We start from the raw sequence: 15,892 nt of genomic DNA, 5'->3' as shown, positions 1-15,892 counted from the left end.
AGCGGGCACAGGATCCGCCAATATAACAAGGCCCCGCAACCTGACAGGTTGCGGGGCCTTCTCGTTGTGGATCAAGTCATTGTAATTCGAAGCGGCTGATCGCCAGACTGAGCCGCCCCGTGTCTTGAGCGAGGCGGGCAACGATGGCCTCCCCTTGCTGGCTATGATGGCTTGACTGGGCGCTGAGCCCGGCTATCTCCTCCACGATGCCCGCCACTTCCCGGGCGGTGCGCGATTGCTGCTCAGTGGCCGTGGCGATGGTGGCAAGCTGAAGGCAGAGCGCCTGTACCTGGCCGATGGCCCCCTGCAGGGTCTGACTGACGCTGCCGACCGCGCGGCTCCCCTCCTCCACCAACAGGGTGCCACCGCGCACCGTGGCCACGGTCTGACGGGTCTGCTGCTGGATACTGGCGATGGTCTGGCTGATTTCGGCGGTGGATTGGCTGGTGCGACTGGCCAACTGGCGCACCTCGTCGGCCACCACGGCGAAGCCTCGCCCCTGCTCACCGGCCCGCGCCGCCTCGATGGCGGCATTGAGAGCCAATAAATTGGTCTGCTCGGCGATGGTGGCGATCACCTCGGTGACTCTGCCCACCTGCTCGCTCTGGGCGCTAAGCCGCATCATGGCGTCATTGGCCTCGGCTATCATGGCGGCGATGGCGCCCATGGTATCCACCATCTGGCCGAGAGCCTGATCCCCGGCCCGGCTCTGCACTTCGGCATCCGCCGCGGCGCGGGCGGCCTGGGCAATGCTGCCCGCCACCCCTTCGCTGGTGACCGAGATCTGGTCAATGGCTGCGGCGACATTGCCCACCCGCTGATGCTGGCTGGCGAGATCCGCCACTATGGTGCGAGTCGTGTGACTCACTTCACCGCAGGCCCCCTCCACCTGGTTGACCGCGCCCTGGATATCGGCCACCAGCTGGCGCAACTGGGCCGACATCTGGTTCAGAGAACCGGTCAGTCCCCCCAGCTCATCACGGCGGCGCACCGGCAGTGGTTCGGTGGGCAGGCAGCCGGATGCCACCAGACTGGCACGGCGCTCGAGCAGACGGATGTCCCCCGTCAGATGGCGACTGAGCCAGAAGGCCACCAGGGTGCTGAGCAGCAAGACGGCCAGGGTAGAGGCGATCAACATGGTGCGAATACGGCTACTGGCACCATCCATCAGCGCCCCCATTCGCGCCACCTCGGCATGGGTCTGACTGACCTGATCCGCAAGCTGGCCGGCCAGCTCGTGCAGCACAGGCTCAATCTCTTTGGCCATCAGATAGTTGGCTCTGTTCCAGTCCGGTGCCTGACGTTTGGCGATCACCTGCCCGACCAGGTCACTGAAGGGGGTCGACATCTCCTCGAACAGCCCCCAAAGCCTCTTCTGCGCCTCGGTGAAGTCGGCAGCCTGCCCCCCGATCTCCGCGACCCGCTGGCGGTGGAACTGGTAGTAATCCTGATACTTCTGACGGTAGTCAGCCTCCCCCGAGATGAGGTAATCACGCAGCGCCGAGAGTGCGTTGGATAGACCGTTATAGGCATCCCCCACCTGTTTGAGCAGGCGGCGTCTGTCTCCGGGCAGCAGGCTCTCCTCGCTCGCCACCTCCTCGTTGGTGAAGGATTGCAGCTGGTCCAAAGCAGCCTCCGCCAGGGGACCGGCTTCTTGCAGCATCAGGGTATGGGCAGGCAGGTTGTCATCGGTGTGGGCCAGATCCCACAGCTGCTGCTGACTCAGCTTGAAGGCGGCCAAGCGCTCGCCCAGCGCCGGGGCCATGGTCTGTCCCTCGATGCGCAGCCAGGCATCCTGCCACTCCTGCTTGAGCCGCTGTGCCTGGGCGGGATCCTCTCCGAGGATGAGATAACCACGCAGGGCTGAGACGGTGGCCACCAGCGCCTTCTGACTCGCCTCATCTCGCTGCAAGGCGGGCAGGGCCTGGTGCATCAGTGCCTGTTCCGAGGCACTGATCTTGTTTTGTTGATGATGAATGAGTACCGCTGACAGCAGGATCAGCAGATTGACGAAGCCGAAGGCGAGTAACAATTTTGCGGCAATTTTCATGAACATCCTTGTTCCGGGGAGAGCGCTTGAGCGCTGCGTCGATGAGTCTGGCGACCAGCTGATGCTACCTGTAGCGAGCTCTGCTGATGGCGGGGCGGATCCTTGCCAACCAGGTTCGAGACTATCACAGTCACAACTGGCAGGGGCAGCCACTGGCCTCACTACCGGATGGCCCTTCAGGACTTATCGGACCGATGGTGGGGGTTCATGAGGGAAAATACCGGGGAAGAGAGAATGATTTTCGGCGAAGCGGGCCCCGGGGGCCCGCTGTTAGCCGGGATGGGGGCAAGGCCCCCATCCATCAGGTTATTCGATTCCCAAGCCGGTAATCTGTTTGGTATTCCCGCTCACGCAGGTGGGAAACCTGCACGGCCTCTCCTTCCAGCCCAATGTCTTTGAGCAGGGCGGGCGAGAGGTTAAGCAGGGTACGGCGCTGCTCGATACGGGTGATACGAAACTCGATGAGGCGCGCGGCGCCACGCAGCAGGGTCAGTTCGATAGACATATGATCTCTCCGTTTGAACGTTGCAGTTCTCCCGAAGAGCGGGGAAATTCACCCGGCGGAAGAACCGCGGGTGATAAATAGTGACAGTGTTACCTGCTCACTCCACGCGGCAAAAGAGTACGAACGGACACACGGTCAGTGCCGTGTCGAGTCGCAACGTTGAACATTGAATGTTGCATATTCGTCTCCTTAACGTGAAAAGTGGAACAAGTGTCGAGAGTGTAAAAAAGCAGCGGATTCAATTCAAGCGTCCCCCTGGCCCTCACCCCCATCTGGGGAGGGAGACCACTTCAACCTGTCACTGCGGGGATGACCGCCTCAGATGCCGGAGAGCAGCCGGTACTCCTCCAGCACATAGGTATCCGTCATGCCGCTGACGTAATCGAGCAGCAGCCGCATCCGGTAATACCACTCCTGCTCGGCGCGACTCTGGAAACGCGCATCCAAGCTTGCCACCGCCAGGCGGTATGCCTTGAGGTGGCGCGCCGACAAGCGGTGGAACAGGCGACGGGCGAAGAAGAGCTCGGCCCCCCCCGCTCCTGCCAGCAAGCGGGCAAACTGGGGCTCTGGCAAGGCCAGCAGGCAGGAGTAGGTCGACAGCACGCCACGCAGGGCGGCGTAGCCTTCGAGCTCCAGCGCCTCCACTTCCGGGCGCATGAACACCTGTTCACGGGCCACTTGCTTCAGGGTCTCGAGCACCCGGGCCGCCGGGGCCTGGCCACTGAGCAGCGCATGGGGGTAACTGCCGCAGAGGATAGCCTCATGCTCGGCCAGATAGGTCTGCGCCGCCAGGGCCACCAGATCATCGGTCAGCCGCTGCCGGAAATGAGGGAAGAACCCCTCGGGCGCCTGTCGGGATTCTTGCAACAAGGCCTGCATATACTCCCCCTCGTCGGCCCGCGCCAAGGCGCGCCTCAGCTCGCTCTGGCTGAGGATGCGCCTGTCCACCGCATCTTCGAGATCCGCGATGCAGTAGGAGATGTCATCCGCCGCCTCCATGATGTAGACCAAGGGGTGACGACAGCCAGGGGCCAGCCCCAGGCTCAGGCTCAACTGTGCATAGAGGGGTTGTTCACTGAAGAAGATGCCGCGCTTGGTCGCCCAGCCATGATGCTGGGCCTGGCCGCCGGCGTGGCTGAGCTGCTCCGGGTATTTGCACAAGGCAGCCAGTTGCCCCAAGGTCAGGTTGAGCTCATGCAGGCTGTGCACCAGGCGCAGGCTCTGGGCATTGCCATCAAAGCCGAGCAGATCGGCGCGCAATAGCGGCCACTGCTCGCTCCCCTGCCCCACGGCCGTCGCAAACAGAGGGTCGAGTTGTTCGCCGAGCCACTGCCCCATCACCTGCTCACCAAAATGGCCGAATGGCGGGTTGCCCACGTCATGGAGCAGGCAGGCCATCTCCACCAGATTGATAAACGACCAGGGGCAGACGGCATCCAGGGGCAGTGCCCCTAAAATTTGGCGACTGATCTGGCGGCCGGTCTCCTGCACCTCCAGGGAGTGAGTCAGCCGGCTACGCACCGAGGCCTTGACATCAAGAGGGAACACTTGAGTCTTTTGCTGCAGGCGGCGCACCGGCGCCGCCTGGACGATGCGGGCCCGGTCAAACTCGGTCGCCGCCAGCAGGCTCTCCTCCCCCTCAGGCAGGATCCGGGGATGGATGCGCAGGGCCGGGATCAGGGTCTGGTACATGGGGTCACTCCTGCAGCCAGCTGCGTAGTCGGGCTATGTCGCCGGGATAGGCAAGACGCAGCGATTCAATCCAGTCTTCCACATTCTCCCACCAGGCGGGCTGATCCGGGGTCTGGATAAGTTGGGCCAGCTGTTGCAGGCGACGCAGGCCGATGGAGCCGGCGGCCCCCTTGATCTTGTGGGCCTCCTCCACGACTCCCGCCTGATCCCTGGCAATCATGTTCGAGTCGAGCACGGCCATGTAGTCCGGCATCATCTTCTCGAACAGATCCACGCTCGACAGCAGGATCGGCTTGCCGACCGTGTCGGCGTAGTCAGTCAAAAAGCCCAGGTCCAGCAAGTCGTTCTGCTGCGTCTGCTCGGTGGCGGCCTCAGCCTCCTCGTCGGTCAGATCGGCAAACAGGTGAGCGATCACGGCGCGCACCGCCTGGGATCGCAGCGGCTTGTTGATCACATCCTGCATGCCGCGCGCGAGGTAATACTGGCGATCGCCGGTGACGTTGGCGGTCAGCGCCACCATGGGGGGCAGGCTGTCGCCATACTGGTCCAGCAGGGTACTGGCGACATCGAATCCGGTCATGTCAGGCAGCTGGATATCGAGCAGGATCAGATCGAAGTCATCCGGATTGGCCATGGCGATGGCCTCACTGCCGGTGCGGGCCACCTTGACCTCATGCCCCAGTTTACCGAGCAGGGCACAGGCGACGGTGACATTGAGCTCGACATCCTCCACCAGCAGTATGTCGAGGGTGAGACCACTGTCGGGGGATTCGGGTTCGCTCACCGGCTCGACGCAAGCCACCTCCAGCTCGGCGGTGAAGCAGGAGCCCTCCCCGACATCGCTGTCCACATAGAGCTGACCGCCCATGGATTGCACCAACTGGCGGGAGACCGCGAGACCGATACCGGTGCCGGTGGCATGCTTCTGCCCCTCCACCTGGTAGTACATGGCGAAGATCTTCTCCTGCTGGGGACGGGGAATGCCGATGCCGGTGTCTTCCACCTCGAAGTGCAGTGCCAGCTTGCCCGGCGCTTCGGCCTCATGGGCGAGGCAACGGATGGTCACCCCCCCCTCGTCGGTGAACTTGACCGCGTTGCCCACCAGATTCCACAGCACCTGACGCAAGCGGGTTCCGTCGGCCATGACGAACTGCGGCATGTCGCCATCCCGGTCGAAATGCAGATAGAGCCCCTTCTGCTCGGCCTGGATGCGCGACAGGGTCTCCAGCTCATCGAGGAAGGCGGGCAGGTCAATGCGGGTCGGTACTATCTCCAGCCTGCGCCGGTCGAGTTTGTCGAGATCGATAATGTCGTTGAAGATGTTGCCGAGGGTCACGGCGCTCAGGTGGATGGTCTTGAGCTGCTGGTGCTGGGCGGGAGAGAGCGGCGTGTCCATCAGCATCCGGCTCAGGCCCACTATGCCATTGAGGGGGGTGCGCAGCTCGTGGCTGATGGTAGCGATGAAGGTGGTCTTGTCGCGACTCGCCTTCTCCAGCTTGTCCTGATACTGCTTGCGCTCGGTGATGTCACGGCCAAAGCCGAGCAGGCCGAGCCGCTTGCCGAAACGGTCGAAGAAGGGCACCTTGCGCAGTTCGAAGTAAGCCTTGCGGCCATCGGGATATTCGAGCCACTGCTCATAGGTCATGGGTTCATTGGTGGCGAATACCTGTCGGTCGGTCTCCACCACTTTATTGGCGATATCCAGCTTGTAGACATCAAATGGCGTCAGACCGATCAGCTCAGCCTCGACCCGGCCGGTGAGCTGCTCCATGGCGGTATTGCAGCCGGAGAACTGCTCGTCCTCGTTGCGGTAATAGACCAGATCCGGGGAGCAATCGATGAAGGATCGCAACAGGGCGGTGCGCTCCCCCAGGTGCAGCTGGGCCTTCTCGCGCTGAAACACCTCGTTCTCCAGATCTTCGATGGCCTGCTGGCGCAGAGTCTCGGCCCTGTTGGTCTCGGCTATCTGGACGTTGAGACGACTGATGTTCTCCTGTAGCTGGCTGTTGAGTTCGAGGTCGCGCTCGCGCATCTCTTGCAGCTTGCGCACCATACGGCTCAGCCGTTGCCGGGAGTCCTCGAGTTGATCCACCACGATGGAGAGAAAGTAAACGGCCCAGGGGGTGACCAGCAGACCGAAGAAGACGGAGCGCACCAGATCGACCACATCGATGGTGCCGCGCAGAAACAGGGTCACCCCCATCTGGATGGAAACCGCCAGCACTATGATGGCCGCCGCCAGGAACATGCTGAATCGCACCAGTCCCAGCTTGGTCATCAGATCCACATAATACTGGGCCCAGGATTTAATCTGCTTCATCTCGTTGTTTTCTCCCCGTTATTCGCTTCCCAGAATACCAGCCTCAACGCCGGAACGCTTGCCCTCCCTCACGGGGATGGCGCCTCGCCCCCGCCTTTGTGAGCCAAGCCCCACTGGCGTCCATGCGGCGATCTGCTCCTGGTCAGTCCGCGGAGGAAGCAAGAGCCCGGCTCCCCCGCCCTTTACCTGACAAAAAACTCAGTAGAATGGGGCATCACGCCTCGGCCAAAACAGCCTCCATTGACGCAGACAGCCGCCCATCAGCGCCCTATAATGCCCATCGCTTATTAGTTTGAAACGTTCTCGTTTGAGGAGTGAGAAATGCACAAGAGTCTGTTGCTCGGTCTCGGCTTGTTGGCCGCAGGTCCCCTTCATGCCGAGATCATCGAGATCCCGGCACAGTCTGGTTTCTCCGGCTTCCTGCTCGGTGGCATCAACGCCAGCAGCTACGAATCCAACTTCTACAAGGGACATGACAGTCATGACCGCATCGACAACCTGGGCTCGGCCGAGCGCTCCGATGGCCTGACCCCCCTGATCAATGCGGATCTGCGTTACACCTTCGCCGACTCCCGCACCCAGTTGTTCCTCGGTAACCTTATCCAGGATGCGGTGCGTTTCGACTTCACCCAGCAGTTCGGGGTGCGGCAGCAGCTTGGCGACAAGGGCATCATCGCCGGCTCTTACGTGTTCAGTGCCCTGCCCACCGAACAGTGGCAGGATCCCTTCGCTACCGGGGTCGACAGAGAGAGCACGGATCGCAGCTCCCGCGGCATGCGTCTGAGCTGGGACAAGATCTGGGGCTCGAATTTCAACGGCAAGGCGACGGTGCGCAAGATTGATATCGACAACGAACACAGCGGCGAACGCTATGGCCACGATGTCGCCCAGCAGCTGGATCGCAACGGTCATGAGTATGCATTTGAACTCGGTTACCTGTGGCGCTTTGCCCCGGGTCAGCTGCTCGAACCTGCACTGGTCTACAAGCAGGCGGATCTCGATGGCCGCGCCGAGAGCTATGACAGCACCGGTGTGCAGCTGAGCTATGGCGTCAAGGGCAGCCAATGGTCCCTGGTCAGCAACCTCTATCTGGGCCAGCGTGACTACGATGCCGTCCAGCCCATCTTTGGCCGACGCGCCGATGCCAAAGAGTTCGCCCTCGGTGGATCCTTCTTCTGGCACCAGCTGTTCGGGGTCGCCCCCCTGTCCGGGGTGGTGAGCGCCAGCTATGCCAAGGCCGATTCGGACATCAGCTTCTATGACAGCAACGCCAGCTCCCTGAGCGCCGGCCTGCTCTACAACTTCTGAGTGCTGAGCTCATAGCAAGAAGGCCACCCTGGGGTGGCCTTCTTGCATCAGGGGTGGGCGGTCGGCCCAGGCTGGCGAGCACTCGCTAACCTGGAACTAGAGGCCGAGGGAGTCAAGCAGATCGTCATGATCGTTGGCCATTGCGGCCTTGGGAGCGGCGCTCGGCGGCGCCACCTGGCCCTGTTTGGTGAGGGCAATCAGCTCGTCCGGGCTCAGCTCCTCCTGATCCCGCCCCTCATTGTGCAGACGGATGAACTCCGCCTTGTCCATCGCCAGCTCCAGATAGAAGATGTTGTTGCGGGCGGTGAAGAAGGTGACACGGCGCGACTCGGGATTATCCAGGTTGGTATCGACGCTCAGCATCACCTGCTTGTTGAGAGCCAGCATCTTGGGCTGGTTCTGGGTGATGTGAGTCTCCAGATCGCGACCCACCTTGTGGGTGAAGTTGCCGACTATCTGGTTCATCAACTCCCCCATCACGTTGCTCACCTCGTCGGAGGTGTGGGAGATGGCGAGATCCGCCTTGGAGAGGCCCATGCTCAGCATGTAGCTCTCGTAGAGCTCCATGGCCGCGGCGGCAGAGAAGTTGATCACCACCAAACCGGAGAAACCGCCGTCGAACAGCACGAAGCAACCGATGTCGGGCTTGAGACAGGTCTTGCTTATTTTCTGCACCATGCCGGAGAAGCGCACCTGACTCTGGCTGGCGGCACTCAGCACCTTGGTGACCGAGTTGCACAGGCTCAGTAGTACATCTTCCGTGGTCAGCACGGTATCGTCATCGGCTCTCGTTACTATCATGATCTCTTCCTGAACGGCGAAAATGGGCTTATCTATAGCACAGCTCGGCGGCGCGCACTGCTCCTTGCCATCAGGCTGGGAGCCAGCGCCCTCTTGAGTCACTCATCAGCATTGACCGGAGTGAAATCGGCGAGGGTGGCGAGCGCCGTCCGCCATGTATCGGCCTCGCTCGCCAAAACTTGTGGATCATAGGCGATGACCGGGTGAGCCCCCCAGATGGGACCCGGCCAGGCCTTGTCGGCGATGAAGCGCGCCACATGATGCAGATGCAGTTGGGGGACCAGATTGCCGAGGGCCGCCACATTGAGTTTGTCAGGGCGCAGGCGCAGCTCCATCAAGGTCGCGACGGCGCAGGACTCTTGCATCAACTGCTGCTGCTGAAGGGGAGCCAGATGATGGATTTCCCGCAGATCGGCAACCCTGGGCACCAGGATCAACCAGGGATACTGACTCTCTTTGGCGAGCAAGACACGGCACAGGGGCAAGTCGCCGAGCACTCGGGTGTCGGCGGCCAGGCGGGGATGCAGTTCGAACATGAAAACCTCGGCGCGGTTAAGGGGGCACTGATGTGGGCCCACCTTACTGTATGCGCTTTGGCAAGGAAAGCAGGAGAGCGGACGGCAAGCGCGCTCTCCTGCTCGCCACTGACACTAGAGCTGAGGAACGGCCCAGCCGATGAAGCGCTTGCGCAGCGCCGGATCGGCCTGCAGGAACAGTTGCTGCAACTGGGCTTCCAGGCCGCTGGCGCTCAGCGGCCGAGGGCTTGCTCCCTGCACGGCCTGCGCCGGGGCGATCAGTGCCAGCGCCGCAACCCCGCCATCCCGGTTGTAATCGGCCAGGCGCTCGGGCCAATCGATGCCCAGTTGCAGACCCTGGCTGGCCAGCTCATCCTGAGTGAAGGCGACCGGCTGGCCCTGACCATCATCCAGGCTAAGCTTGGGCGCCTTGGCAAAGGCGGCCATCTGCTCGCCACTGTTCAGTGCACCGGCGGCGACATCCGGCAGCAGTTGCAGCTGACCGCTGTGGCGTTCGACCCGAACCACCTGCGGCTCAGAGAGATGATGGGTGTCGTTGTCGCTGCTGGTGCGGCTCTCTTCCACCCCGTCATAGCGGATCAGCAGCTGAGCGACCCCCTCCTTCAGGGTGGCGCTGTGCTCATCGAGGATCTTGCCCTCTTGCACCGCCAGCAGCTGAAACGGCGCAGGCACCGATACCCTGATCTCGGCCAGCGCGGCCGCACTCCATGACCCTGCGCCCAATAACAGGGCAAGGCCCCATGCTCTGTTCATCCTGTCATCCATTATCTGTTGCACTCATGGCCCGCTACCTTAACGAGCCTTTGTGACAGACAGATAACAGCCAGGAGTGGCCATCTGGCCGGGGGGGTTGTTATTTGCGCACTGTGCGGCGGATATCCTCATCCCCCCTGTTTTACCCAAGGCTTGCGCGCCCTCACACCAGATAGTGCGGATGCTCTTGAAACCACGCCTGCAACAGTTGCTTGAACAGTTTGATCTTGCGCGGTACCCGCCGCTGCTGGGCATGGAGGATGTGAATGGGATGCAGCGCGCTTTGCCAGTCGGGCAGCAGCAAGCTCAGTTGGCCCCGATCCAGCAGGGGCTCGACCAGCATCAACGGGCACTTGGTGGGCCCCATGTCGGCCACCGCCAGTTGCACCAGGGTGCTGTAGTGATTGGCGCGCACCCGGCCCTGCACCAGTATGCTGACCTCCTCCCCTTCCCTGTTGAAATGCCACTGCTCCCAGGCAGGATTATGATCTTGCAGCAAACAGGAGTGGGCGGCGAGTTCATAGGGGGTCGTCGGCAGACCATGGCCCGCCACCCAGGCTGGGCTCGCCACCACCACATCCCTGAGCCGTCCCAGCGAGAGGGCGACCAGATTGTCCGGGATCCGCTCCATGGCACGCAGGGCGATGTCATGTTCCCCCTGGCGCATGTCGAGGGCGGTATTGGTGAAGTTGAACTCGACCGTCACCCCGGGACAGAGGCGCGCGAAGCGCTCAAGCAGCTCGGCCGCCATCCTGTCTCCGGTGCTGACCGGGCAAGTGAAACGCAATCGGCCGCTGTCCTCTTCCGTCAGTGCCTGTATGTCCTGCTCAGCCTGCTGGGCCAGGGCAAAGATCTGGCCCGCCTGCTGGTAGAGAGTCTTGCCTGCCTCGGTCAGGCTGAGCCTGCGGGTGGTACGCTGCAACAACTGGGCATTGAGGCTGCGCTCCAGACTGCTGACATGGCGGCTGAGCATGCCTTTGCTCACCCCCAGTGCGTCGGCTGCGGCCGAGAAACTGCCCCTCAGTACCACCTGATAGAAGCTCGATAGATGGCCTATCTCCACTTAATTAACTCCAAAATGACAACAATTGGTTTATTTTAAGCGCTTTTTCTTCTTTTTTGGCGCGCTATTATCAACACATCCCAACAAGGAGTGCAGCCATGAAAATAGTGATTGTCGGTGCCAGTGGCACAGTCGGTTCCGCCGTCAGCAACCTGCTGGCAACTCAGCATGAGATTGTCCGGGTCGGCCGCAGCCAGGGAGATGCCACCGTCGACATGACGGATGGTGCCTCCATCGCCGCCCTGTTTGCAGGCATCGGCCAGTTCGATGCCCTGGTGATCGCCAGCGGCAATGTGGCCTTCGCCCCTCTCACCGAGCTGACCGATGAGCAGTGGCAACTCGGCCTGGAGAGCAAGCTGATGGGCCAAGTCAAACTGACCCGCGCCGCCATTCCCTATCTGAACGAAGGGGGTTCCATCACCCTGATCAGCGGCATATTGAGCGAAGAGCCCATCAACTGGGGCAGCAGTGCCACCACCATCAACGGCGCCATAGAGCACTTCGCCAAGGCGGCCGCCTGCGAGCTGCCCAAAGGGCTGCGCATCAATGTGGTGAGCCCGACCCTGTTGACCGAGTCGATGGATAAGTACGCAGCCTTCTTCCCCGGCTTCGAGCCAGTGCCGGCCGCCCGAGTGGCTCTGGCCTATCAGAAATCCGTGCTCGGGGTGCAGACCGGCCAGGTGTTCAGGGTCAATGCTTGATCCCTGCGGCCTCGCTGCCAAGCCAGATCAGCAATAAAAAACGGGCCCCGCAATGGGGCCCGTTCATTTATCAGCTGGCTGCTATCATCGCCAGCAAACGTTTGTTTTTCGGCGATAAAAAAGCGTAGCCTCAGTCGATCAGGCCGTACTGCTCACGCAGCACCTCGATGATCTCCTGCTTGGGATTGGCACTGCGCACCAGCTTGTGGCCGATGATCTTCTCGGCGATACCCACGTAGGTGTTGGAGATATCCATCATCACCTCGGTGGGCAATTTGTTGTCCCGAGCCAGGGCAAAACGTTCCGGCATGCGGTGCTTGTTGAGCAGTATGTCCGGATCCGGGAAGTGGTTCAGCAGCCACTGACGGAAACCCTCTTTGGATTTCTCGATGATCTCGCCTTCGCGCAGGGCCGGGCCGTCCCAGATGCGGGAGCTGTCCGGGGTGCCCACTTCATCCATATAGATGAGCTTCTCGCGGCCTTCGGCATCATGGACGTAGCCAAACTCGAACTTGGTGTCGACAAAGACCTGATCCAACGCGGCCAGGGCATCGCTGATGACACTGAAGCCTTCCTTGAGCAGCACTTCGTAGCGATCTATGTCATCCAGACTGCTGAAGTTGAAGCCCTGGTAGTGGCGCTCGATGTCGGCACGGGAGACGTTGACGTCATCGGCCTCGGGCACCCCTTCCAGACCGGTCAGCACACCCTTGGTAGAGGGGGTGATCAGGGTCTCAGGCAGCTTCTGATCCTTATTCAGACCTTCTGGCAGTGTGATACCGCAGAATTCGCGCTCGCCATTCTTGTAGGCACGCCACATGGAGCCGGTGATGTACTGGCGGGCAATGGCCTCGATCATCACGGGACGGGCTTTTTGCACTATCCAGACGAAGGGGTGCGGGATGTCCAGGATGTGGCTGTCGGCCAGTCCCTTCTCCTTGAACAACTTGAACCAGTGGCTGGAGATGGCATTGAGTGCCGCGCCCTTGCCCGGTACGCCGTTCAGTCCGTCCACCCCCTGCCAGATGCAGTCGAAGGCAGAGATACGGTCACTGATCACCATGATGGCCAGCGGCGCATCGGCCGGCACATCATAGCCTTTCTCTCTGATGAGCCGGGCACTGTCTGCCGGGGTCAACCAGTAGACGCTGCGCACTTTGCCGGAATGGACAGGTTTATCGGTACGGATCGGTAAATCGTCATTCACCGCCAATACTTGATCTGCAAGACTCATGGCTTTTAACACTTCCTGTTGTGGGGGTTGATAAAACACACATGCCAAGCCCCTGTTGCTGGGGACTAGCCAAACACACGCACCAAGCAAGCCCCCAGTTTGTAGGGGATTAACCTAATAAAACAGGGGCACTAGGCCCCTGTTTCTATTCTGCTGTTGCTGCGGCTTGATCGGCCTGGGCCTTGGCGAATGCCTCGGACAGACTGATATACATCTGGGAGATAGTCCCGGACGACACAGGTTTTTTATCCTTGTCGAACAGGGTGATGGAGGTCTTGCCCCCCGCCATCTCGCCGAGCTGGAAGCGGTATTTATCCTCCTCCAGCTTGAAGGGCTCAGCCCCCTTGGCTTGCCAGAAATCGCTGCCCGGATCGTCATACTCGACGTCGATCCAGCCCAGAGACTGTTGGGTATCCTTGATGACGAAACCGTAGCCCGGCAGGATCTGGTTGAGGCGACGCCACACCTGATCGAAGGATCCCCCGGCAATCCAGGCGCTCAAATCGTTGTTGTCCAGACCGAGCTGCAACGCCATGCCATCGCTGGATTTGTGCTGCTCGCGCGCCTTGAGCTCTTTGTCGTAATAGAGGGAGAACTGGTTCAGGGCGCGGGTCGCGTAGCGTTTGGCCTCGGCTGGCGTCAGGCTGGTCGTGGTCTCACCGTCGAGGATCTCTTCATGATCGACCACCTTCACCGACATGTTGACCGCATGGCGCTGGAGATCATTTTTCAAGACGAACTGGTAACGCTGACGGATCTGATAATCGTCATCTTCCTCACCCCAGCCATCGAGCGCCAAGGTGTTGTCGAACCAGCCGGTCTCCAGTACACCGCTCTGGCGATCCAGCGTCTCGGTAGTGACCTTGTATTTGGCCAGGAAGTTCATCAGGAAGGCCCAGGTATCATTCTGAATATCCTGCTGGGTGCTCAGGGCATAGAAAGAGACCGTGGGGTCGGCCGCATTGGCCACCACCTGGCTACCCGGTACCACAGTCAACAACTGGGCGGGTGGACGCACGTCCACCTTGGCACCAATGGCGCCTTCGCGGCTGCTCTCGGGCAGGGCGGGGATATTGAAATCGCTGTTAAAGGCGGGGCTCTGCAACCCGGCAGGTATCAGGAAAGCGCGGCCTTCCAGGCGGGCTTCCTCATACTCGAAACCACGGTTGGCCATCTTGCGTTCTGCCGGTGAGCTGCAACCGGCCAGTACGGCCAGGGTCACCACACTCATGGCCAGACGCACTGCACTTCCCTTTCCGTTTGTTTTAAACACTCGCCATCAACTCCGCAGTCGTCAGAGCCTGCGTCATCGCCTGTTCGCCCTCGGGGGTGAGGTCGGTCAGCGGCAGACGCAGGGTCGCCGTCGCTATCAATCCCAATCGGGCACAGGCCCACTTGACGGGGATGGGACTCGGCTCGCAGAACAGAGTCCGATGCAACGGCATCAATCGATTGTTGATGTCATGGGCCAGACCGGCATCGCCAGTCAGGGCAGCACGACACATGTCGGCCATCTGGGCCGCCGCAATATTGGTGGTGACGGAGATGACCCCATCGCCCCCTTGCAGCATAAAATCACATCCAGTCGCATCATCGCCACTGTAGAGAAGAAAATCGGATCCACACAACTCGCGCAGCAGCGGCGTGCGCGTCAGATCGCCGGTTGCCTCTTTCAAGCCGATGATCCCCGGCACCTTGGCCAGCCGAGCCACTGTCTCGGGTTTGAGATCGCAACAGGTGCGCCCCGGCACATTATAAAGAATTTGAGGCAGACCACTAGCCTCGGCGATCGCACAATAGTGACGATAGAGACCTTCTTGGGTCGGTTTATTGTAATAAGGGGTGACAGAGAGACCCGCTACCACGCCAGTTTGGGCGAGACGTTGAGAGAGCGCGATAGCGTGAGCCGTGCTGTTGGAGCCACAACCGGCGATGACAGGCACGCGTCCGCCAGCCAGGGCCACGGTCCTTTCCACAACGGCGATATGCTCCTGCTCATTCAGGGTAACCGACTCCCCCGTGGTGCCGACCGAGACGATGGCCGAGGTCCCGGCAGCCACGTGGTACTCGACAAGACGGGCCAGACTGGCCCAATCGACTTCACCTGAAGCCAGCATAGGGGTGACAAGAGCGACAAGACTACCGCGTAACATGGATATTTCTCCCGATTTTCAGGGGCGTAATGGTAAAGCTGACCCCTTTGAAAAACAAGGGAGGCAGGTGGCAAGCCGTGTTACCATCCGCCACAAAACGGCGCTATGTCCGCAATGGTGTTCCCCTGCGTGGACCACGGCTCACCCGAGCCTTCTTGCGCCAGAATAATGAATGGACGAGAGAGGACTTATGACGCATTACCTGGTCGTAACGGCCATCGGCACGGACAGGCCTGGCATAGTAAACGAAGTGACTCGCCACGTGAGTGGCTGTGGCTGCAACATTGTCGACAGCCGCCTTGGCATCTTCGGCAACGAATTCACCTTCATCATGCTGCTGTCCGGTGACTGGAACAGCCTGATGCAGCTCGAAATAAGCCTGCCCCTGCGCAGTCAGGAGTGGGATCTCATCACCATGATGAAGCGCACCGAGCGCCACCACTCCCTGCAATACGACACCAATGCCAGTGCCGAGATCCTGATCCGTGACGAGCCGGGCATCGTCAGTCAGTGCACCCAGTTCTTCATTGATCATGGCTGGGACATCCAGGCCATGCAGACCGAAACCCGGGAGCAGCAGCCTTACAACCGTTTCAAGGCCGCCTTTCAACTCAACCTGACCCGCACGGGCGAGGTCACCGATTCCGAGGCCGCCTTCGCGACCTTCTGTCAGAACCTGGGCGCCGAGTCGTTCGAATTTATCATCCACCGCAAGCATGCTTGAGGTGGGATCCCCCCGATTGCCCGCTTCACCAAGGAGCCAAGATGTCCGCCAT

Annotated in this window: 14 protein-coding genes; 3 read left to right on the top strand and 11 right to left on the bottom strand. The window is 60.9% G+C overall.

Annotated features, from left to right (window positions below):
• Positions 1-76: 76 nt before the first annotated feature.
• The 4 genes from KYK33_RS04470 to arcB all read right to left on the bottom strand — a co-directional run bounded on the left by KYK33_RS04470 (position 77) and on the right by arcB (position 6,567).
• Positions 77-2,050 carry a HAMP domain-containing methyl-accepting chemotaxis protein gene (locus KYK33_RS04470; protein ID WP_224432148.1) on the bottom strand — a complete coding sequence of 658 codons (1,974 nt, stop codon included), beginning with the start codon at positions 2,048-2,050 and terminating at the stop codon, positions 77-79.
• 301 nt (positions 2,051-2,351) lie between these two features.
• The gene (locus KYK33_RS04465) at positions 2,352-2,555 is read right to left on the bottom strand and encodes a DUF1127 domain-containing protein (RefSeq protein ID WP_005892507.1); all 204 of its coding nucleotides are present in this window, start codon (positions 2,553-2,555) and stop codon (positions 2,352-2,354) included.
• 318 nt (positions 2,556-2,873) lie between these two features.
• The gene (gene dgt / locus KYK33_RS04460; RefSeq protein ID WP_224432147.1) at positions 2,874-4,247 is read right to left on the bottom strand and encodes a dGTPase; all 1,374 of its coding nucleotides are present in this window, start codon (positions 4,245-4,247) and stop codon (positions 2,874-2,876) included.
• Between the two features lie 4 nt (positions 4,248-4,251).
• The gene (arcB, locus tag KYK33_RS04455) at positions 4,252-6,567 is read right to left on the bottom strand and encodes an aerobic respiration two-component sensor histidine kinase ArcB (protein ID WP_224432146.1); all 2,316 of its coding nucleotides are present in this window, start codon (positions 6,565-6,567) and stop codon (positions 4,252-4,254) included.
• Positions 6,568-6,888: 321 nt separating this feature from the next.
• Between arcB and KYK33_RS04450 the strand changes: the two genes are divergently transcribed.
• Positions 6,889-7,875, top strand: a complete 987-nt coding sequence (locus tag KYK33_RS04450) for a DUF2860 family protein (RefSeq protein ID WP_224432145.1) — start codon at positions 6,889-6,891, stop codon at positions 7,873-7,875.
• Positions 7,876-7,971: 96 nt separating this feature from the next.
• Here KYK33_RS04450 and KYK33_RS04445 read toward each other — a convergent pair whose 3' ends face one another.
• The 4 genes from KYK33_RS04445 to KYK33_RS04430 form a co-directional block, all read right to left on the bottom strand.
• Complete coding sequence (locus KYK33_RS04445; protein ID WP_042040320.1) at positions 7,972-8,676, bottom strand: DUF3334 family protein; 705 nt, start codon at positions 8,674-8,676, stop codon at positions 7,972-7,974.
• A 98-nt stretch (positions 8,677-8,774) separates the two neighbouring features.
• Positions 8,775-9,212: an HIT domain-containing protein gene (locus tag KYK33_RS04440; RefSeq protein ID WP_224432144.1), complete on the bottom strand. Its 438-nt coding sequence runs from the start codon at positions 9,210-9,212 to the stop codon at positions 8,775-8,777.
• 114 nt (positions 9,213-9,326) lie between these two features.
• Complete coding sequence (locus tag KYK33_RS04435) at positions 9,327-9,965, bottom strand: DUF2057 domain-containing protein (RefSeq protein ID WP_224432143.1); 639 nt, start codon at positions 9,963-9,965, stop codon at positions 9,327-9,329.
• Positions 9,966-10,128: 163 nt separating this feature from the next.
• Positions 10,129-11,028 (bottom strand): LysR family transcriptional regulator, encoded by a 900-nt coding sequence (locus tag KYK33_RS04430; protein WP_224432142.1) that lies wholly within the window; start codon positions 11,026-11,028, stop codon positions 10,129-10,131.
• Positions 11,029-11,126: 98 nt separating this feature from the next.
• Here KYK33_RS04430 and KYK33_RS04425 point away from each other — a divergent pair, with 98 nt between their 5' ends.
• The gene (locus KYK33_RS04425; protein WP_224432141.1) at positions 11,127-11,729 is read left to right on the top strand and encodes a short chain dehydrogenase; all 603 of its coding nucleotides are present in this window, start codon (positions 11,127-11,129) and stop codon (positions 11,727-11,729) included.
• Positions 11,730-11,859: 130 nt separating this feature from the next.
• On the opposite strand, the gene KYK33_RS04420 is transcribed toward KYK33_RS04425, so the two are convergent.
• The 3 genes from KYK33_RS04420 to dapA all read right to left on the bottom strand — a co-directional run bounded on the left by KYK33_RS04420 (position 11,860) and on the right by dapA (position 15,116).
• Positions 11,860-12,963, bottom strand: coding sequence for a phosphoribosylaminoimidazolesuccinocarboxamide synthase (locus tag KYK33_RS04420; RefSeq protein WP_224432140.1), 1,104 nt, complete (start codon positions 12,961-12,963; stop codon positions 11,860-11,862).
• Between the two features lie 145 nt (positions 12,964-13,108).
• A complete protein-coding gene (gene bamC / locus KYK33_RS04415) occupies positions 13,109-14,236 on the bottom strand; it encodes an outer membrane protein assembly factor BamC (RefSeq protein WP_157013878.1) in 1,128 nt (375 codons plus the stop codon).
• A complete protein-coding gene (gene dapA, locus KYK33_RS04410) occupies positions 14,229-15,116 on the bottom strand; it encodes a 4-hydroxy-tetrahydrodipicolinate synthase (RefSeq protein WP_224432139.1) in 888 nt (295 codons plus the stop codon). The genes bamC and dapA overlap by 8 nt, the downstream gene beginning before the upstream one ends.
• Positions 15,117-15,306: 190 nt before the next feature.
• On the opposite strand from dapA, the gene KYK33_RS04405 reads away from it, so the two are divergent.
• Positions 15,307-15,840 carry a glycine cleavage system protein R gene (locus KYK33_RS04405; protein ID WP_224432138.1) on the top strand — a complete coding sequence of 178 codons (534 nt, stop codon included), beginning with the start codon at positions 15,307-15,309 and terminating at the stop codon, positions 15,838-15,840.
• The last annotated feature ends 52 nt before the right edge of the window (positions 15,841-15,892 follow it).

The sequence above is a fragment of the Aeromonas rivuli genome, assembly GCF_020149575.1.
Classification (GTDB): Bacteria; Pseudomonadota; Gammaproteobacteria; order Enterobacterales; family Aeromonadaceae; genus Aeromonas; species Aeromonas rivuli.
The sequence above is the reverse complement of the archived record's forward strand: the minus strand, read 5'-3'. Positions and strand labels throughout refer to the sequence as shown.